This window comes from Pseudonocardia sp. NPDC049154, assembly GCF_040648315.1.
Classification (GTDB): Bacteria; Actinomycetota; Actinomycetes; order Mycobacteriales; family Pseudonocardiaceae; genus Pseudonocardia.
Map to the genome: position 1 here is coordinate 1 of NZ_JBEZDN010000056.1, position 17,833 is coordinate 17,833.

The 17,833-nt window shown below is 71.1% G+C and carries 18 protein-coding genes; 8 read left to right on the top strand and 10 right to left on the bottom strand.

From position 1 onward, the window contains the following. Positions 1-719 (top strand): transposase (locus AB0B41_RS24205; protein ID WP_358207020.1); only part of this gene is annotated, 719 nt, incomplete at its 5' end. 5 nt (positions 720-724) lie between these two features. Here AB0B41_RS24205 and AB0B41_RS24210 read toward each other — a convergent pair. The 3 genes from AB0B41_RS24210 to AB0B41_RS24220 all read right to left on the bottom strand — a co-directional run bounded on the left by AB0B41_RS24210 (position 725) and on the right by AB0B41_RS24220 (position 2,690). Then, on the bottom strand, positions 725-1,084 hold the full coding sequence (locus tag AB0B41_RS24210; RefSeq protein ID WP_358207022.1) for a metalloregulator ArsR/SmtB family transcription factor: 360 nt from the start codon (positions 1,082-1,084) through the stop codon (positions 725-727). Positions 1,085-1,534: 450 nt separating this feature from the next. Beyond that, positions 1,535-2,107, bottom strand: coding sequence for a CAP domain-containing protein (locus AB0B41_RS24215; protein WP_358207024.1), 573 nt, complete (start codon positions 2,105-2,107; stop codon positions 1,535-1,537). 436 nt (positions 2,108-2,543) lie between these two features. Then, positions 2,544-2,690 (bottom strand): GntR family transcriptional regulator, encoded by a 147-nt coding sequence (locus tag AB0B41_RS24220; protein WP_358207105.1) that lies wholly within the window; start codon positions 2,688-2,690, stop codon positions 2,544-2,546. A gap of 518 nt (positions 2,691-3,208) precedes the next feature. Between AB0B41_RS24220 and AB0B41_RS24225 the strand changes: the two genes are divergently transcribed. From AB0B41_RS24225 to AB0B41_RS24235, 3 genes are all read left to right on the top strand, one after another. After that, on the top strand, positions 3,209-4,540 hold the full coding sequence (locus AB0B41_RS24225) for a MurT ligase domain-containing protein (protein WP_358207026.1): 1,332 nt from the start codon (positions 3,209-3,211) through the stop codon (positions 4,538-4,540). Positions 4,541-4,563: 23 nt separating this feature from the next. Continuing rightward, positions 4,564-5,289, top strand: a complete 726-nt coding sequence (locus AB0B41_RS24230) for a glutamine amidotransferase (RefSeq protein ID WP_358207028.1) — start codon at positions 4,564-4,566, stop codon at positions 5,287-5,289. 562 nt (positions 5,290-5,851) lie between these two features. Beyond that, positions 5,852-6,760, top strand: coding sequence for an RNA polymerase subunit sigma-70 (locus AB0B41_RS24235; protein WP_358207030.1), 909 nt, complete (start codon positions 5,852-5,854; stop codon positions 6,758-6,760). Between the two features lie 638 nt (positions 6,761-7,398). On the opposite strand, the gene AB0B41_RS24240 is transcribed toward AB0B41_RS24235, so the two are convergent. The 5 genes from AB0B41_RS24240 to AB0B41_RS24260 form a co-directional block, all read right to left on the bottom strand. After that, a complete protein-coding gene (locus tag AB0B41_RS24240; protein WP_358207032.1) occupies positions 7,399-8,265 on the bottom strand; it encodes a phosphatase PAP2 family protein in 867 nt (288 codons plus the stop codon). Positions 8,266-8,383: 118 nt separating this feature from the next. After that, positions 8,384-9,724 carry a HAMP domain-containing sensor histidine kinase gene (locus AB0B41_RS24245; protein WP_358207034.1) on the bottom strand — a complete coding sequence of 447 codons (1,341 nt, stop codon included), beginning with the start codon at positions 9,722-9,724 and terminating at the stop codon, positions 8,384-8,386. Between the two features lie 27 nt (positions 9,725-9,751). After that, positions 9,752-10,024 carry a DUF1707 domain-containing protein gene (locus AB0B41_RS24250; RefSeq protein ID WP_358207036.1) on the bottom strand — a complete coding sequence of 91 codons (273 nt, stop codon included), beginning with the start codon at positions 10,022-10,024 and terminating at the stop codon, positions 9,752-9,754. A gap of 159 nt (positions 10,025-10,183) precedes the next feature. Continuing rightward, positions 10,184-10,900, bottom strand: coding sequence for a response regulator transcription factor (locus AB0B41_RS24255; RefSeq protein ID WP_358207038.1), 717 nt, complete (start codon positions 10,898-10,900; stop codon positions 10,184-10,186). A gap of 524 nt (positions 10,901-11,424) precedes the next feature. Beyond that, positions 11,425-11,619, bottom strand: coding sequence for a hypothetical protein (locus AB0B41_RS24260; RefSeq protein ID WP_358207040.1), 195 nt, complete (start codon positions 11,617-11,619; stop codon positions 11,425-11,427). A gap of 262 nt (positions 11,620-11,881) precedes the next feature. On the opposite strand from AB0B41_RS24260, the gene AB0B41_RS24265 reads away from it, so the two are divergent. Both AB0B41_RS24265 and AB0B41_RS24270 read left to right on the top strand, forming a co-directional pair. Then, positions 11,882-12,094 (top strand): hypothetical protein, encoded by a 213-nt coding sequence (locus tag AB0B41_RS24265; RefSeq protein WP_358207042.1) that lies wholly within the window; start codon positions 11,882-11,884, stop codon positions 12,092-12,094. A gap of 288 nt (positions 12,095-12,382) precedes the next feature. Further along, positions 12,383-12,853 carry a hypothetical protein gene (locus AB0B41_RS24270; protein WP_358207044.1) on the top strand — a complete coding sequence of 157 codons (471 nt, stop codon included), beginning with the start codon at positions 12,383-12,385 and terminating at the stop codon, positions 12,851-12,853. 1 nt (position 12,854) lies between these two features. Here AB0B41_RS24270 and AB0B41_RS24275 read toward each other — a convergent pair whose 3' ends face one another. Beyond that, positions 12,855-13,307: a DUF4118 domain-containing protein gene (locus AB0B41_RS24275; protein WP_358207046.1), complete on the bottom strand. Its 453-nt coding sequence runs from the start codon at positions 13,305-13,307 to the stop codon at positions 12,855-12,857. Positions 13,308-13,324: 17 nt separating this feature from the next. Between AB0B41_RS24275 and AB0B41_RS24280 the strand changes: the two genes are divergently transcribed. Continuing rightward, the gene (locus AB0B41_RS24280; protein WP_358207048.1) at positions 13,325-13,519 is read left to right on the top strand and encodes a hypothetical protein; all 195 of its coding nucleotides are present in this window, start codon (positions 13,325-13,327) and stop codon (positions 13,517-13,519) included. 115 nt (positions 13,520-13,634) lie between these two features. Here AB0B41_RS24280 and AB0B41_RS24285 read toward each other — a convergent pair whose 3' ends face one another. After that, entirely contained in the window at positions 13,635-15,491 is a 1,857-nt protein-coding gene (locus AB0B41_RS24285; protein ID WP_358207107.1) for a potassium transporter Kup, read from the bottom strand. A gap of 504 nt (positions 15,492-15,995) precedes the next feature. Here AB0B41_RS24285 and AB0B41_RS24290 point away from each other — a divergent pair. Then, positions 15,996-17,573 (top strand): Na+/H+ antiporter, encoded by a 1,578-nt coding sequence (locus AB0B41_RS24290; protein WP_358207050.1) that lies wholly within the window; start codon positions 15,996-15,998, stop codon positions 17,571-17,573. Positions 17,574-17,833 lie beyond the last annotated feature (260 nt).

The window sequence follows — 17,833 nt, forward strand, 5'->3', positions numbered from 1 at the left end:
AGGCCTTCGACTACACCACCCGCTCGGCGTTGATCCTGGTGCGCGGCTACCAGACCCCGGCCGCGCTGCGCGCGGCCGGGGTCGACCAGGTCGCCGCTTTCCTGCGGGAGCAGCGGGCCTGGGCGCCCGGTATCGCCGCGATGGCCACCACCGCGGTGCAGGTGGCCGCCGGGCAGAGCGTGGCGCTGCCCGGCGAGGCGGTGACCGCCCCGCTGATCGCCCGGCTGGCCCGGCAGCTGCTCGACCTGGACCGCGAGATCAAAGACCTCGACAAGCAGCTCGGGGCCCGCTTCGCCGCCCACCCGCACGCCGAGATCATCACCAGTGTCGACGGGTTCGGCCCGATCCTGGGCGCGGAACTGCTCGCCGACACCGGCGGGAACCTCGTCGCCGCGTTCGGCACCTCGAGCAGGCAGGCCGCCTACGCCGGCTTGGCGCCCGTCCCCCGCGACTCCGGGCGGATCCGCGGGAACCTGCACCGCCCCAAGCGCTATCACCGCGGGCTGCGCCGGGTGTTCTACATGGCCGCGCTCTCGGCCATCCGACGCCCCGACGGCCCTTCCCGCGCCTTCTACGACAAGAAGAAAGCCGAGAAGAAACGGCACACCCAAGCCCTGATCGCGCTCGCCCGCCGTCTGGTCGACCTCATCTGGGCCCTGCTCCGTGACAACCGCCGCTTCACCACCGAGGCACCAGCCCCGGCAGCCACAGCGGCGTGACACGGTCATTGAAACTCCTCGTGTCCGGGGACGGAGTCCGCGTCGGAGCTCAGGCCGGGCGACGTTGCCTCGGCGGTCTTGTGGAACCCGGTGAGGGCGTCGCTCCACACCCCGTCCAGCCAGGTCCGCAAGGCCGTCACGCCCTCTGGGTTGAGCTGGTAGATCCGCCTGGTGCCCTCGGCCCGGCTGACCACCAGCCCGCCTTCGCGCAGCATCCGCAGGTGCTGCGACACCGCCGGCCGGCTGATCGGCAGCTCGTCGGCGAGCTGCTGTACCGAGCTGGGCCGGCGCGCGAGCAGCTCGAAGATGGCCCGCCGGCTGGGGTCGCCGAGCAGCCCCAGCCCTGCGTCTCCGTAAGCCGGCACGAACGGTAAGTCTAGACGCACACTGACGAGGGTCAAGGGTCGTGGCTCTGGCGCCCGGGCGGCTCACGGCGCCACGTGCTGGGACGCACCGTGCAGGACCGGGAGGCAGCGCAGGGTCTTCACAAGTCGTGGACCGCACTCAAGGGGACCTTCGGTAGTCCAGCTCAGCATGGGGTCCGACCGGGCTGGACCGGTGGAACGAGGGGCCGGATACTCCCGCTCCGACATGCGGTCTGCCGCAGGCGATGGCAGGGAGTCGTCGTCCGCCTCGCATGCAGCGTCAGCCTCGCCGGCCGGTGCCAGTCCCCGGATGTGCGACAGCCCCGGCCCGTTGTGGGTCGGGGCTGACGGTGGATGGACGAACCCGAGATCGCCGGGTCGCCCACCCGGGTCAAGCGGCGTCCGTTCGACTGCGCTGTGCCGGCCACAAGCCGGCGCGGTCGACGGTGATCAGCCGCCGAACGTCTGCGTCCAGTAGATCTGGCCGTTCGTCTTGCTCTTCTCGCTGTCGAGGCCGGTCTCGGTGAACGCACAGTTGAGGATGTTGGCCCGGTGGGGGGCGCTGTTCATCCAGGCGTTGACGGCTGCATCCGCGGAGCCGTACTGCGCCACGTTCTCACCCCACTGGTGGTAGCCCATCCCGCTCAAGCGGTCGTTGGCCGTGCTGCCGTTCGCCCCGTCGTGCCCCATGCGGTCGCGTCCGGCCTGCGCGTCGCTCTGCTCGCGGGCCGCCGTCTGCAGCTTCTCGACCTTGGTCAACGGCGCGCACCCCGCCTTCGCGCGCTCCTGGTTGATCAGGGCCAGCGCCTTACGGTCGCGGGCCCTCTCCTTCCGGTTGTCGTGCGGACCGGCGGGCAGGAGGGTCGCGGCCGCGGTGGGCGTCGCGGTGGGCGTCGCGGTGGGCGTCGCGGTGGGCGTCGCGGTGGTGGCGGCGACTGCCGGCGATGCGAGGCCGACGAGCAGTCCGGCGGCGAGGACGCCGACCGAGAGTCGAGCGGATCTCCGGAGAATGGTCGTGAGCATGGCCCTCCTTGGTCCATTCGCCATCGGCCGATTGCCGGGGCGAAGGGCGACCAGAGTGGGGGGAGGGCGGCGAATGAGACAGAGGGTTGTCCCGACGCCATTCGAATGCGGGCCCCAGTCCGGGTCGGGGGAATACCCGACATTTCAGTAGGAAATTCACCTGGTCCAAAGCCCCTTCCGTCGGCGGCCGCACAGGCGGGCGATCGGCTGCCGGCCGGGCGACGCAAGCGCACCGCCGGGAGATATTCGCCCTCGTTGTGGGATCTGCTGAGGTCGAAGAGTCAGCCGCAGAAACCGCAGAACTCCGCCCGAACCGGGATTTCTGCGGTTTCTGCGGCGCGACGTTCCGTCGGTGTGTCGCGCTGTCACTCCGACTCCGACTCCGACTCCGACTCCGGCCTCGCCACCGTCGCCCGCTTGCCACGAGCGACGTCGATCAGGCCCTCCTGCTTGAGTTTCGCCATCGCACGGTGGGCGTTCCGACCGTCACGCCATAGGGCACGGCGAGCTGGGCGACGGTCGGGAGCTGAGCGCCGGGCGCCAGCCGTCCGGAGGTGATCTGCTGGCGGAGATCGTCGGCGATCGAGAGGTAGGGGCCGGTCGGGCCGACGGTGAAACCTCCGGCCCAGCGAAACCGCTGGTCGGAGGTGGTGCCCCCGGCAGGATTCGAACCTGCGACACCCGCTTCAGGAGACCGTCGAGGCGCTCATCACAGGCCTGCTGCAGGCTCTCTACCTGCGGAAACGCTCACTGGAGTTGCGTCTGACTGCTGTGTACGACGAGATTTCGCATCACGTTTGATTCCACGCCGCCCTAGTCGATCAATCGTCGAACGGTGATCTCTCTGTCGACGGCCGTTGCGGCGGCACGCGGGGACCGAGCGGATCACCAGAAATGACGGCGGCTCGCCACGACGGCACGTCATCATGGCGCGTGCCGGCGCACCACCGAGGGCACGTACTACGGCGGCATGGCGGCGCCTCTTCTCCTGCGGGAGCGGATTCATGGCGTCGACTCGCCGGAGGCCGGTGGGGACGGAGTTGGTCGGCTGTGAGCACTCGGTTTGCCGGAAGCTAACCTCGATGGGGTCATCGTTGGTGCGTGTCCTGGTCTTCGCCCGGCATGCGGGCGCAACCGGCCCGAGCGGTGCCCGCTGAGGCCGTGCCGGCCCCGCCGCCTACTCGTGCCCGGCTCGCTGCTCGCGCCGGGCGCCTGACGACGAGTCTGTGCCGGTCGCTGGGCCGGCCCGGTGGAGTTCTCGGCGGGCGGGTCGCGCTCGCCCTCGCTCCGGGGCTGCTCTGCGAGCTGGCGACCTCCCGGCCGGTCGCGCTGGTGTCCGGCACCAACGGCAAGTCGACGACGACGGCGATGCTTGCCGCCGCGTTCGGGGTCCGGTCGCGTCCCGCATGGAACCGGACCGGGGCGAACATGGCCGACGGGGCGCTCGTCGCGTTGCTCGACGATCCGGACGCGGACAGCGCGGTGCTGGAGATCGACGAGGGCTACCTCCCCGGGGTGATCGCCGAGACCCGGCCGGCCTTCGTCGTGCTGCTGAACATGAGCAGGGATCAGCTCGACCGCGTCGGGGAGGTCGCTTCGGTCGTCCGCCGGATCAGGGCGGCACTGCTGACGAGCCCGCAGACCACGGTCATCGCCAACGCCGGTGACCCGCTGGTCGTCGCGGCGGCGCAGGCGGCCGAGCACCGGATCTGGGTGGCACCGCCCAGGACGTGGCGGCACGACGGCGTCACCTGCCTGCTGTGCGGCGGCCACATCGACCCCATGGCCACGACGTGGAGGTGCACCGGGTGTGCGCTGAGCGAGCCGTCGGCCGCGTGGACCGTGAGCGAGAACGGGCAGCTGATCGGTCCGGACGGGCACCGGCGGATCCTGGACCTGCGGCTGCCCGGTACGGCGAACCTGGTCAACGCCTCGTTCGCGGTCGCCGCCGCGGCCGCGTACGGCGTGCCGCCCGACCGGGCGGTCGATGCCATCGCCGGCCTGGCGGAGGTCGCGGGTCGGTACCGGTCGTTTCCGCGGTCGGACGGGGAGACCCGGCTGCTGCTGGCGAAGAACCCCGCGGGCTGGTCGGAGACGCTCGCCGTGATCGAGGCCTCGCCGAGCGCGGTGGTGATCGCAGTCAACTCCAGGGAGGCGGACGGGCGCGACCCGTCCTGGCTGTGGGACGTGCCTTTCGAGCGGTTACGGGGCCGGCGGGTGGTGGCCAGCGGGGACCGGGCGACGGACGTGGCGGTCCGGCTCGCCTACGCCGAGGTCGACCACGAGGTGGAGGCGGATCCGGTGGTCGCCGCGCGCCGGTTGGGTGGTCGGGTCGACGTGGCTGCGGACTACACCGCGTTCCTCGCCGCGCGGTCGCGGCTGGCCCGCACCATTGCCGACGACGGGAGCGCAAAGTCGAACGGGACCGGGTGAGCCGGTTGTCCACGGAGTCCGCGGTGCGTATCGCCTTGGTCTCACCGGACCTCCTGGGCACATACGGCGACAAGGGGAACGCCGAGGTGCTCCGGCAGCGGTTGCGCTGGCGGGGACGCCCCGCCGAGATCGTGACCGTCATGGGCACGGTGCCGACGGGCTGCGACATCTATGTCCTCGGCGGAGGAGAGGACTCTGCTCAGGTCCTGGCTGTGCAGCGTGCCGCCCGCGAGCCTGGGCTGCGCGGTGTGGTCGAGCGTGGCGCCGTCGTGCTGGCGGTCTGCGCCGGCCTGCAGATCCTCGGCGAGCGCTTCGCCGGCCCGGACGGAACCGACCACGTGGGTTTGGGCGTGCTCGACGTGACAACGACGCGGCGGGCACGGCGGGCTGTGGGTGAGGTCCTGGCCACGCCACTGGTGCCGGAGCTCGCCGGGGCGCTCCTGACGGGTTTCGAGAACCACAGGGGCGCGACGCGGCTCGGTCCGGCCGCCCGACCGCTGGCCCGGGTGGAGTCCGGGGTGGGCAACGGCAGCGGTCAGGGCACGGAGGGGGTGGTGGCGGGCCGGGTCGTCGGCACCTACCTGCACGGCCCGGTCCTCGCCCGCAACCCCGCCCTGGCGGATCTGCTTCTGGAATGGGTCGTCGGCGAGCCGTTGCCGCCGCTACGGGTGCGGGCGGTGGAGCAGCTCCGCGAACGGCGACTGCGCGCACGCCGCCGCCTGCCGCGCCTGGGTCGACCTGCTCCCTAGATCGTCCCGCGCGCTACCGCGGCCGGCGGGCAGGGCCGCGGTGACGGGAGCAACCGTCAGGTCGATCTGTAGCGGCCGTTGCGGAGGCGGAGGTCGACCTCCCCGATGACGGGACGGCCACGACGCCGTGACGACGGTGGCGACCGTGCAGCAGTGCGGCGAGGGCTGATCCGCCGCAGCCACGCCCGGCGGGCCGGCTCACCGGCGATCCCGACCGGCCGAGCCCGTCGTTCGACCCGGGTACCGGGGTGGTTGGTCGGCACGACCTGGCCACGGCAACCAGCGATTCCTTCCTGCGATGGAGGAGGTCTACATGGTCGACAGTGCATCCCGCCGGAGGCCGGCGGAACGAGGTGAGCCGAGGAGAGGGGAGCTGATCGCCGTGGGAATTCCCGCCACCATGCGCGCGCCGCAGCAGACAACGTCGAAGGGTCCGCCGGACACCAGTCTGATCACGGACGCACCGGTGCCGCGTCCCGGCCGGGGTGAGGTGCTGATCCGGGTCGCCGCCGCCGGCGAGAGACCGAGCGGTTCCGCCGGGAGCTGCTGGCGCACTGCTATCATGGTCGGCTCGGCGCAGCACGCCGAGGACCTCGTGCAGGAGACGTATCTCCGGGCGTGGCGGTCCTACGCCGGTTTCGAGCGACGGGCCTCGGTGCGGTCCTGGCTCTACCCGATCGCCACGAACCTCTGCCTGACCGCCCTCACGCCGCGCCGGATCCGCGTGCTGCCCGCGGGCCTGTCAGCTCCGTACGACGGACCCGGTCGCCCGCCCAGCCAGGTGGCGGCGGGCGAGGTCTCGTGGCTGGAACCGCTGCCGGACCACTGGATCACGCCGGCCGCCGATGATCTGGCCGCGACGGTGGTCGCGCGCGAGTCGCTCCGGCTGGCGCTCGTCGCGGGCCTGCAGCACCTGCCCGCCCGCCAGCGCGCGATCCTCATCCTGCGCGAAGTGCTGGCGTTCTCCGCGGCGGAAACCGCGCAGATCCTCGACACCACCACCGCGGCGGTCAAGAGCGGGCTGCAGCGGGCCCGCGCCCGGCTGAACGAGCTGCAGCCGGAGCCCAGGGGGCTGCTCGAACCAACTGACCCGCGGGCAACTGCGCTGCTCAACGCCTACATCGCCGCCTTCGAACGCTCCGACGTCGGCCTGCTGCAACAGGTGCTGTGCGCCGACGCCACGCTGGAGGCCACGCCGTTCCGCGAGTGGTACGCGGGCCGGGTGAACTGCATCCCCATGCTCGCCACATACGTGCCGGGCGCGCCGGGCGACTGGCGGATGATCGCCACGACGGCCAACGACCAGCCCGCCGCCGTCGTGTACAACCGGCACACCGACGGCGCGCTCCGCGCACACGGCATCGTCGTGCTGACCGCCACCGCCGCCGGCGTCGCGCGCGTGATCGAGTTCCACGATCCAGCGCTGGTCGCGACGTTCGGCTTCCCGGATGTGCTCGCGGACTCGTCCTGAGCGGCGAGAGTGTCCCGCGGTCGCCGTCTCGGTGAGCGATGGCCTGTGCCCTCCGGCTGTTGCCGGTGGCCGACCCCGGAGGGACGACGGGTGCGCGCCCGCGCGGGCTATCGTGCGGCACCGATCAATGCGGTGAGGGCGTGGACGCGCGGGCGTGGCGGGTGCCGGTGCTGGCCGGGGTCTTGCCGGTGGAACGCGGCCGGTGGCTGCCGGAGGCCGTGGCCGGGGCGACGCTGGCCGCTCTCGCCGTCCCGAGGTTCTCGGGTACGCGCGGATCGCCGGCCTGCCGATGGTCACGGGCTCGTACACGATGCTGCTGCCGGCGGTGGTGTTCGTGCTCGTCGGCGCCCCGGCACCTGGTCGTGGGCGCCGACTCGGCCACCGCCGCGATTCTCGCGGCCGCGTTGGCCGGGCTGGCCGCGACGGGCAGCCTGCGCTACGGCGCGCTGGCCGGGACCGCCACGCTCGTCCTGGGCCCGTGCTGCTGGTGCTCGCGCCGCTGTCCCGTGTCGGGTTCCTGGCGAACTTCCTCTCTCGCACGGTGCCCCTCGGCTTTGTCGTGGGCATCAGCGCCATGATCGCCGCCGGCGCGCTGGCTCAGGAGATCAAGCAAGGGCGCGAGGTCGGGGCATCCCAGGTCACTCCGGCCGGCGTGAGTCGCCCTGCGCCGCCGCCGGTCCGGCAGACATCTCGGTGGTGGGTTCGACGACCGCGGCGGCTCCGGGGAGGTCGGCGTCGCCGGCGGGTCGCTCCGGGTCCGGGCCGGGCAGCGGGACCGGGCGGGTGTGGAACAGCACCGTGACGCACAGGGCGAGCCAGACCCCTCCGACGAGCCAGCCGTCGAGAACGTCGGTGAGCCAGTGCACGCCGAGGTAGAGCCGGGACAGTCCGACCGCGACGATCAGGACTGCCGCGAGTACGACTGCCGTTGTTCGGGCCGCGGTGCCGCGCAGGACGAGCACCGCCACGGCAGCGACGATCCCGAGCACCACGGTCGAGCCCAGGGCGTGTCCGGACGGTAGGGAGTGGTTGGTCTCGACCACCAGCCGGGTCGCCTCCGGGGGCCGCGGTCGGTCGTAGATGTTCTTGAGCGTCTCCACGAGGATGCCGGCGCCGGCCGTCGCCACGGCCACGACGCCGGCCTCCCAGCGGCGGCGGCGGAACCACAGCACGAGCACGACGACGGCGGCGAGGACGGCCATGGCCGCCGTCCCGCCGACCAGGCTGACCGCCATCGCGGCTGCGGTGGCGAAGGGTGCGCGGTGGTCGACCAGCCACTGCAGCGCGGGGGTGTCCGCGGCGGAGATACCGTCCGGGTCGGCGACGGCGTCGACGACGCCGGCCTGGAGCGCGAACAGCCCGGCGGCGGTCCCGGTACCGGTCAGCGTGACCATCGACAGTCGCCTCACTCGCGGCACCTGTCGGAAGGCCGACAACCCGGCGGCGACCAGCCACACCAGCAACAGCACCGCGGCCAGCCACTGTTCGGCGTCGGCGAATCTCATCCCTGCTCCACTCGTTCTGACGCCCGCCTCGGGGCGGCGTCTCGACGATAGGGATCGCAGTCACTGCGGGGGCCCAACGGAGGGTTAGCGCAGGGCAAGGCACGGCGGACAGACGCGGCTATGGGAGGGGCGGCGCCAGGGGGGCCGGTTCGGCGACTCGAAGGAGGACGGTGAAGGTGGCGGGTCGGGTGCGGGTGAGGATGAGCCGCCCGCCCTCGGCCTCCGCCAGGCTGCGGGCCAGGGCGAGCCCGATGCCGTGACCGTCGGCTTGTCGCGTGCGGCGGGTGAACAGCCGCTCGCAGTCGGCCGGCGAGATCTCGCCCTCGTCGAGGACGTCGACGGCGAGTGCCCCGGCGGCATCCCGTCCCCGTATCGTGATCCGCCCCTGTCCGTGGCGCAGGGCGTTGTCGACCAGGACGTCGAGCACCTGCCGGGTCGCGGCGTCCGACGCCGCCGCGGCCGGTAGGCCGGATGTCACCTCGTGCTCGAGGGTTCGGCCGGCGGCGTCGGCGGGGGTCCGCCATTCACCGGCCACGTCGGCCAGCAGGTCGGCGAGGATCAGTTCGTCTCGCGGCGCGTGGGTGTCGCGGGCGAGGGTGAGCAGGTCCTCGATGGTGCGCTGCAGCCCATCCGAGGCGCGCACGGCCTCTCGCATCGCCTCGCGCAGCCGCTCCACCTCCTCCTCGGACGCTCCGTCGCCGTCCGCCGGCGGTGGGGGCGCGTCGAGCGCGGCCTCGATCGTGAACCGGAGCCCGGCCAGCGGGGTGCGGAGCTGATGGGAGGCGTCGGCGGTGAAGGCACGTTCCCGGGCGACCAGGCCGCCGATCCGTTCGGCGGTGGTGTCGAGGTCGACGCCGACCGAGTCGATCTCGGGGATCCCCACGCGGGCGGTACGGGCCGTGAAGTCGCCGTCGCCGAGGCGACGGGCGGTGGCCGACAGTCGTTCGAGCGGGCCGGCGAGCGTGCCGGCCTGGCGTCGGGCGACGAGCCAGACCACGGTCAACGCCGCGGCGGCGAGCGCGAGCATGGCTCCCCACACGAGGCCGACCTGAGCGTAGACCTCGACGGGGCTGCTCGAGACCCGGATCGCGCCGGCGCGCGGGTCGTCGCCGATGATCGGTACGGCGACGACGCCGTCGTTGTCGGTGTCGTGACCGCTCTGGGCGAGCACTTCGTCCACCGACTGGTCCGCACGGTCTGGGCCGGTGCCGAGGATCCGGTTCCCGTCGCGGTCGTAGAGGGCGACGTCGGCGTTCTCGGTGGTCGAGGGCAGGTGCGGGGCGTTGCCGCGGGCGAGGTCGACGGCCACGGTGAGCGCGGCGACGTTCGCGACCTGGTCGAGCTCGCTGGTCTCGTCGTCGGCCAGGTAGGTGACGACGATGGCGGCCAGGGGAAGCCCGAACAGGGCGATGGCCAGCACGGCGGCGCCCAGGGTGAGCACCACGATCCGTTTGCGCACGTCAGCAGAACCTAGCGGCGAGAGGGGTCAGTAGCGGTCGATCGGGCCGATCCCGTGCAGCAGCGCGGTCAGCAGCAGCGCAGTCAGGACGGCGAAGAGCAGGATGCGCAGCCCCGCGCGGAGCAGCGTCGCACGATCGAGCCCAACGTCGACGGGTGCCTCGGGCTGGTCGAGGTCGGCGATCAACTGATCGAGCCGTTCTTGGCTGCGGGCCCGGAAGACCGCGGAGAGCCGCTGTCCGGCCTCCTCGAGCTCGAGGTCACCTTCGTCGAGCGCGGCGCGAAATCCGCCACGCCGCACGCTCGCGGTCGATCTCCTCGACGGCCTCGTCGGTCGCGGGATCCGGGACGGCCTGCAGAGCTCGGTCGTCGGATGGGACCTGCACTCCGGTCACTATAGGCAGGTCTCGGTTAACCGCGGCCTCGCTCCGGCAAGGCCACGGCAAAACCGGTCCTCGGCTCAAGCGGGTTCGGGCGGGTCCAGTCGGTATCCGTGTCCGCGCAGCGTCGTGATCCTCGGGCGCGCGGTGCCGACGGGCAGGTCGGCCAGGTGGCGGCGCAGCGCGGCGATATGGACGTCGAGGGTCTTGGTCGAGCCGTGCCAGTGCTCGTCCCACACCTCGGTCATCAGGGTCTCACGGCTGACGGCGGCGGAGGGTTGCGCGGCGAGCCGGGCGAGCAGCTCGAACTCCTTGGCGCGCAGCGGCATCTCCTTCCCGGCCGCGAGAACGCGCCGGGCGGACAGGTCGATCACCAGGTCACCGATGACCGCGGCGGTCGCGTCGCCGTCGTCGGGCTCGGACCGTAGCGTGGTGTCGACGCGGCGCAGATGCGCATAGATCCGCGCGTGCAGTTCGGCCAACCCGACCGGCTTGGTCAGGTAGTCGTCGGCTCCGGCCTCTAGGCCGATGATCACGTCCATCTCCGCGTCGCGGGCGGTCAGCATCACCAGCACCGCGCCGGGCTGGGTCAGGCGTAGGTCGCGGCAGACGTCGATCCCGTCGGCGTCGGGCAGCCCGAGGTCGAGTAGCACCAGGTCGAACACGCCGACGCGACCCGCTTCCAGGGCGTCGCGACCGGTGGCGCACCAGACCACGTCGTGCCCGTGCACGGCCAGACTGCTGCGCAGGGCCCGGCCGATCGTGTCGTCGTCCTCCACGACGAGCAGGTGCGCCATGCGGCGGAGCCTACGACCCGTCCGGCACCGACGGCCGACTGCAGGAGGGCCGGTCACAGCTCGCCCGCAGGTAGTCTTGCCCGACGTTCACCCGCGGTTGGCCGAGCGTGAGCCCGCGCCTGCCGAGCGTCGGACGGTGAACGGCGGCGGTGAGGGCCGCCCTCGACGACGATGCGACATGACCGACCTTCCCAGAGTGCTCGCGCTCAACCCGCTCAGCACCACCGACCTGCTCACCTCGTTCGGCACGTTCGGGATCCTCGTGGTCCTGATCAGCGGACATCCCTCCTCTCGAGGGCGGATGGGAACCCGAGCCATGCCATCGCGAGCACCCACGATCCGCCGAGGTGCCCACGTTGTCCTCATCCGAAGTGGACGAGACCAGGCAGACGGCTGCGGTCCGAGCGATGATTGCTCGGTCACTGATCGACGGCTGAGCCGCGCGCCATCGCGCCCCCTGGGGCCCGCACGACCGCCGGACATCACGCCCCGGCCGTGCCGCAGAGCCAGCGCAGGCCCGAGGCTCACGCCTCCCCGAGCGCTTCCCCGAATTCCCTCAGGAGCCGCAGGTGCCGCTGGTGGGAGAGCAGATGCCCCACACCGATCGCGGCGGCCACCGGCCACTCGAGGATTCCCACGGCTGCCAGGGTGGCCAGGCCACCGATCCAGGCCAGCGAGTCGAGGGCGGGCAGCCGAATGGTGCCCAGTCGGCTCGGCATCTCCGGCACGCGGAACGGCGTTTGCTGTGCGGGGCGGCCGGCGTGGCCGAGCCGGAGCACGCGCTCGCCGCGGATGACTCACTTGCCGCCTCTCCCTGGACGGGTATCGCCTGCAGCTGTCGGGGGGCTTCGATCGTGGTCAGCAATGTCGCGGTCAGCCAGGTCGCGGTCAGATATGTCAGCCCCATGCTGGAGGCGTCGGCCTCGCACCTTTGATCGTGGGCCGGACCACGCCCGGGGCAGGGCGTGTCGGTACTGGCTAATGCGCATCCGCACGAGCGAGCGCTGCCCTCCGTCCCGGCTGCAGGAGGGAGCAACTCTCCTCGCCGAGGCCAGCCTCATCTCCCTGATCCTGAACAGCTTCGCGGCCGCGCTGGTGTTGATCGAACAACACTGGGCGTTGCCGCTGCGCGACGCCATCGCGAAGCGGGAGGGTTCCGCATCGCCGACGGGTTCATCAGCCCGCTGGACCTGATCAAGATCGGAATGGTCGCCGAGGCTGCGGCACGCGGTAACGGATCGGCCACAGAGACGAGCAGTCGCAGGACGTTCGCGGTCCGATGTAGCTGGAGCAGCTTGACTAATGACACTTATGATTGCGCAGGCTAACGACTCGGCGCGCCCCTTCTGGCAGGCTCTTGCGCTGCAAGGATTCGGACCGTTCGTCGCAGCAGTAGTTGGGTCGCTAGGCGTAGGGCTGGCTCTCAACCTCTGGTCGTCACGGCGAGCGGAGCGAATTGATTCGTACAATCGTCGGATCGAAATGATCGAGGAGATGGCTCGCGTGTTCGGGAAGTTCCGCGCCTCCGTCCATGTCTTCACCAGGGCCCAGGAGACGAAGTCGTCTCGCCCAGATGATCTAGCAAGGCTTAGGGTGGAAGCGATCAGCGCATATAAGAAGGCTATTGTGGGTTTCAGGGTAGTGGACTGGAAGCTCCAGTCATACTTTGCGGATGAGAAGGTGGGGTTGGCATGGCATGCCGCAAACGACTGCCTGCTCGTTTGGTACTACTCGACCCTCTACGCTGGGCACGAAGAGACATTGCAAAGCGTACGTGCGGCGTGCGCTCGACGCGAGGCCAATGAGAGAGAGGGAGTGGGGGCGGAGGAGCATTCCGGCTTGACGTTGAAGGATCTGGAGAACTCCGACCTGGTGCTCCGAGAATCTTACAAGAGGTTGCAGGAAGCTGTAAAACTGGCAAGGACGGCGAGGCTCTCCGTGATCGAAAAGTAGTCTACTTGAGTTGGCCTAATCCTGACGCATCGCAACAGTGGCGGCGGCATTTCGAGGAGCGGTCGTTGCGCAGCACCTGGGGTCCGTCCGGTGTGGGCTCACCATCCCGGGGTGCGCTCGCTCTCCTCGTCACGACGTACACACCGCTGCGTATGTGCGGCTGCGTGGCCGGTCGCGACACTGGATGGTCCCTCAACCTTGGGAGGCCACACCGCCGAGCCTGCCCCGTCGCTCGCATCCGGGCGGCTGTCGTCAGTCGGGCCAGAGAGGCCTCACGCGCCGAGGCGTGCTCCAACTCGCGACGACCCCACTGAGCCAGCTCGTTGACCACGATCCCGACCACGAGCAGCAGGGCGCCCGTTTCGACGTCGCTCGGGCTGCGGATGGTGAAGTGGTAGTACGGCGCGGTCAGGAAGAGGTCGAACGAGGCCGCCGCGACCACAGCAGAGATCACGCCTTCGAGACGGGCGCATGGCGATCGCAACCACCGCGAGCACGAGGATCAGCGCCATGCTCGTGTTCGCCACCCACTCGCGGAGCAGGCTCAAGCCTGCGGAGACCGCGAGCGGAAGCAGGACCGCCCAGCCCAGCGCCAACGACCGGGTCTGCTGTCGGACCGCGACCGGAACCCAATACCTGACCGGCGACCGGAACAAGCTGTTCTGACGCGTTCTTCACGCCGGATCACTCGTCAGGACGCACTACCGAACGACATCGCCTCAGGTTCGGGGCGGTCGAGCGGTTCTGCTGTAGCCGGTCGCGACCGGGCCCGGCGCAGCCCTCAGAGCTCGACGCGTGAGCCCATCACCACGGTCCGGTCGACGGGCAGCTTGAAGTAGGCGGCCGGGGTGGCGGCGTTGTGGGCGAGCCCGATGAACAGGCGTTTGCGCCAGAGGTGCATCCCGGGCTGGCTGCCGCGTTCCAGGGACATCCGGGACAGGAAGTAGGAGGCCTCGGCGGGGTCGATGTCGAGCTCGTGGGCGAGCCCGTGGGCGTAGCGCAGCACGGCGGGTATGTCCTGCTCGTCCTGGAATCCGAAGCGGGCGGCGACGTGGACGATGCCGTCGTCGGCCGGGCCCAGCTGGTCGACCGTCACTCGCTCGGTCATGTGGATGTGCGGGACGTTCTCCGACACCACGGACACGATCACGACCCGCTCGTGCAGGACGTGGTTGAACTCGACGTTGGCCCGCAGTGCCAGGGGGGCCGTCTCGCTGGTCGGGTGCGGGAACACGGCCACACCCGACACGCGCGGGATGCGCTCCACGTGCATCCGCTCCACGAACTCCGCGAGGGAGCCCTCCAGATCGGCGCGGCGGCCAGTGACGATCTGACGTCCCCGCTGCCAGGTCGTCATCACGGTGACGACCACGATCGCGACGAGCAGCGGCAGCCACCCGCCGTGGGTGATCTTGGTCAGGTTGGCCGTGAAGAACAGCAGCTCCAGGCCGCCGAACACGACGGCCACGAGCACGAGCCGCCAGCGCGGCCAGCGCCAGGCGGTGGCGGCGTAGACGAGCAGCAGGGTCGTCGTGAGCAGCAGGGTGCCGGTCACGGCGAGGCCGTATGCCGTGGCGAGTCTGGCGGAGGACCCGAACACCAGGATCAGGACGAGGACGCCGCCGAAGAGCAGCCAGTTCACGGCGGGCACGTAGATCTGCCCGCTCTCCCGCTCGGAGGTGTGCCGGACGGTCAGCGGGGGCAGGTAGCCGAGTCGGACCGCCTGGCGCGACACCGAGAACGCCCCGGAGATGACGGCCTGCGAAGCGATCACCGTGGCGACGGTGGCCAGGACGACCAGTGGCAGCCGTGCCCAGGCCGGCGCGAGCAGGTAGAAGGGGTTGTCGATCGCTCGCGGGTCGTCGAGGATCAGCGCGGTCTGGCCCAGGTAGTTGAGGATCAGGGCCGGGAAGACCAGGGAGAACCAGGCGAGCCGGATCGGGCGGCGGCCGAAGTGGCCCATGTCGGCGTAGAGGGCCTCCGCACCGGTGATGGCCAGTACGACGGCGCCCATCGCGATGAACGCGGTGTACGGGTGGTCGGCGATGAAGGCGAGCGCGTAGGTCGGCGAGAGGCCGAGTAGCACCCCGGGGTGCTGCACGATGTGCGGGACGCCCAGCACCGCCAGCGTCAGGAACCACAGCACCATGACGGGCCCGAACAGCCGCCCCACACGATGTGTGCCCCAGCGTTGCGCCACGAACAGGGCAGTGAGGATCGCGACCCCGATGGGCAGGACCAACTCAGCGAGCTCGGGGCGGGCGACTTCGAGGCCCTCGATCGCCGAGAGCACCGAGATCGCCGGGGTGATCAACGAGTCTCCGTAGAACAGAGAGGCTCCGAGTACCCCGAGCGCCAGGGCCACCGCCGCCCGCCGGGCGAACGGCGACGAGACCTCCCGCACGAGCGCGGCGAGTGCCATGATCCCGCCCTCGCCGTCGTTGTCGGCCCGCAGGACCAGCGTGACGTACTTGAGCGTCACGATGATCGTGACCGACCAGAAGATCAGGGAGACGACGCCGTAGACGTCGTCCACCGTGGGTCGCACGGCGTTGTTGTCGATCGAGAACACGGTTTGCACGGCGTAGAGCGGGCTCGTGCCGATGTCGCCGAACACGATCCCCAACGCTCCGAGCACCAGGCCCGCGGGCCCGCCCCCGTGTGTTGCCGGGTGCGCGGGCTTTTCGGGCGGAGGCGGCGGCTCGGCCGACGTCGGTGCGGGAGCCTCAGGCTGATCCACCCGGGAAGTGTGCACCCGGCGGTGCAAGCCGGGCACGGGCGGGGACACGGTCAACGGCTCAGGCGCGCAACTCGATCGGTGGAGGCCGGACAGCAACGGTCGCGACGAGTATGGAGCCTCGGGAACTTTCGGCGCGGGCCCGAGCCCGCGGCGTGCGGTGGCGCGCGAGGAGAACCCGGCGCGAGCCTCGACGACACCGGGAGTTCAGAGACGCTCGGGCTCGAGGAGCGGCGCACTCAGTGCTGCCGGGTCTGTGATGTCGTCGAGCACGCTACGTCGAACGCGGCCCGGGTACGGCCCCGGCTCTCGAGCCGGAGCACGAACCGGACCAGCGCACCGCGGCCGCCGGAGAGCAGCGGGACGTGCGCCCAGATTGACGCAGAAACCCGTCACGATGTGTGCGTGCTGGGACTGGAGATGGCGGTCGTCCTCGGCGTCGCCTTGGTGATGTGCGGTGCGCTGGCGCGCCGCTACCCGGTCGCGCCCGCGATCCTGTTGGTGCTCGTGGGTGTGCTCATCGGTTTCGCGCCACACCTGCGCGAGGCCCAGCTGCCGCCGGAGGTCGTGCTGCTGCTGTTCCTGCCGGTGCTGCTGTACTGGGAGAGCCTGACCACCTCGCTGCGGGAGATCCGCAACAACCTCCGCGTCGTGGTCCTCAGCAGCACCGTGTTGGTCCTCGCCACTGCCGCGGCGGTGGCGGCCGTGGCGCACGCGATCGGTCTGCAGTGGGGACCGGCCTGGGTGCTCGGTGCCGCGCTCGCGCCGACCGACGCGACCGCGGTCGGCGTCCTGGCCCGGAGGCTGCCGCGCCGGACCGTGACCGTCCTGCGCGCGGAGAGCCTGGTCAATGACGGCACTGCTCTGGTGATCTACGGCCTCGCGGTCGGGGTCACCGTCGGCGAGGAGCACCTCACACCACTGCACGTGAGCGGCCTGCTGGTCCTGGCGTACGGCGGAGGCGTGCTCACCGGCGCGCTGATGGGTCTGGTCAGCTGGCAGCTGCGCCGCCGGATGGACGACCCGATGCTGGAGAGCATCGCGATGCTGGTGACGCCGTTCGCGGCCTTCCTGCTGGCCGAGTCGATCCACGCGTCCGGGGTGCTGGCGGTCGTCGTGTGCGGGCTGTTCATGAGCCAGGTGACCCCGCGCATCACCGGCGCGGTCACCCGGCAGACTTTCGTCCCGTTCTGGACGGTCTCGACGACGGTGCTCAGCAGCGTGCTGTTCGTGCTCGTCGGTCTCCAAGCCCAGAGTGCGATCCGCGAGCTGTCCAGCGTCCCGGTGGTCCGCGCGCTGGTCGACGTCCTGCTGGTCACCGCGGTGGTGATCGGGGTGCGCTGGGCTTGGCTCTACACCACGCCGTACATCATCCGCGCGCTCGATCGGCGGCCTGCGCAGCGGCTGCGCCGGCTCGGCGCCCGCCAGCGTTCGGTCAGCGGGGTGGCCGGGTTCCGCGGAGCGGTCTCACTCGCTGCGGTGCTCGCCGTGCCGCACACGCTGGACTCCGGCGCGCCGTTCCCCGACCGCGACCTGATCGTGGTGATCACGTCCGGGGTGATCGTGCTGACTCTGCTGCAGGCGCTGCTGTTACCGCGTGTGGTGCGGTTCGCCCGGCTCCCGGTCGACAACTCCGTCGAGGAGGAGCGGCGCTTCGCCGAGGTCTTCACCACCGACGCGGCGATCGGCTCGATTGATGCCACCGCGGCCGAGCTGGGCTCAGACGAGCGCGTGGTCGAGCGGGTGCGCACCGAGATCGAGAAACGGCGCAAGGTGCTGGCGGCCGACGGCGCCGAGGGTGAACCGGTGATCCGGCACGACGACCAGTACGCCAGCCTCTGGCTCGCGCTCATCGCCCGTAAGCGCGAGGCGCTCCTCGAGCTGCGCGACGAGCAGCGGATCGACGACATCGTGCTGCGCCAGGTCCAGGCCCGGCTGGACATCGAGGAGGTCCGGTTCTCCCGGGCCAACCCGGTCGACTGAAGCTCATCTCAGGACCGGCCAAGGGGGCCGCGGCGACTTCCTCCCACATCGTCGTCACACAGGACAGCGGCCCTTCGGGCACGCGACGCCAGCACCCGGCGCGGCAGCATCGGCGGGTGCGGGGTCACCGGCATGCCAGCGTACGTTCGTGCTGCCGAGCCCGAGACCTCAGTGACCCGCGCCGCAGTTGGCGGAGTGGCGCCGGGTGTCGTGGGTAGGTTCCGGGCTGCCTGAGCGCACGCGCACCTGCTCACCCCGAC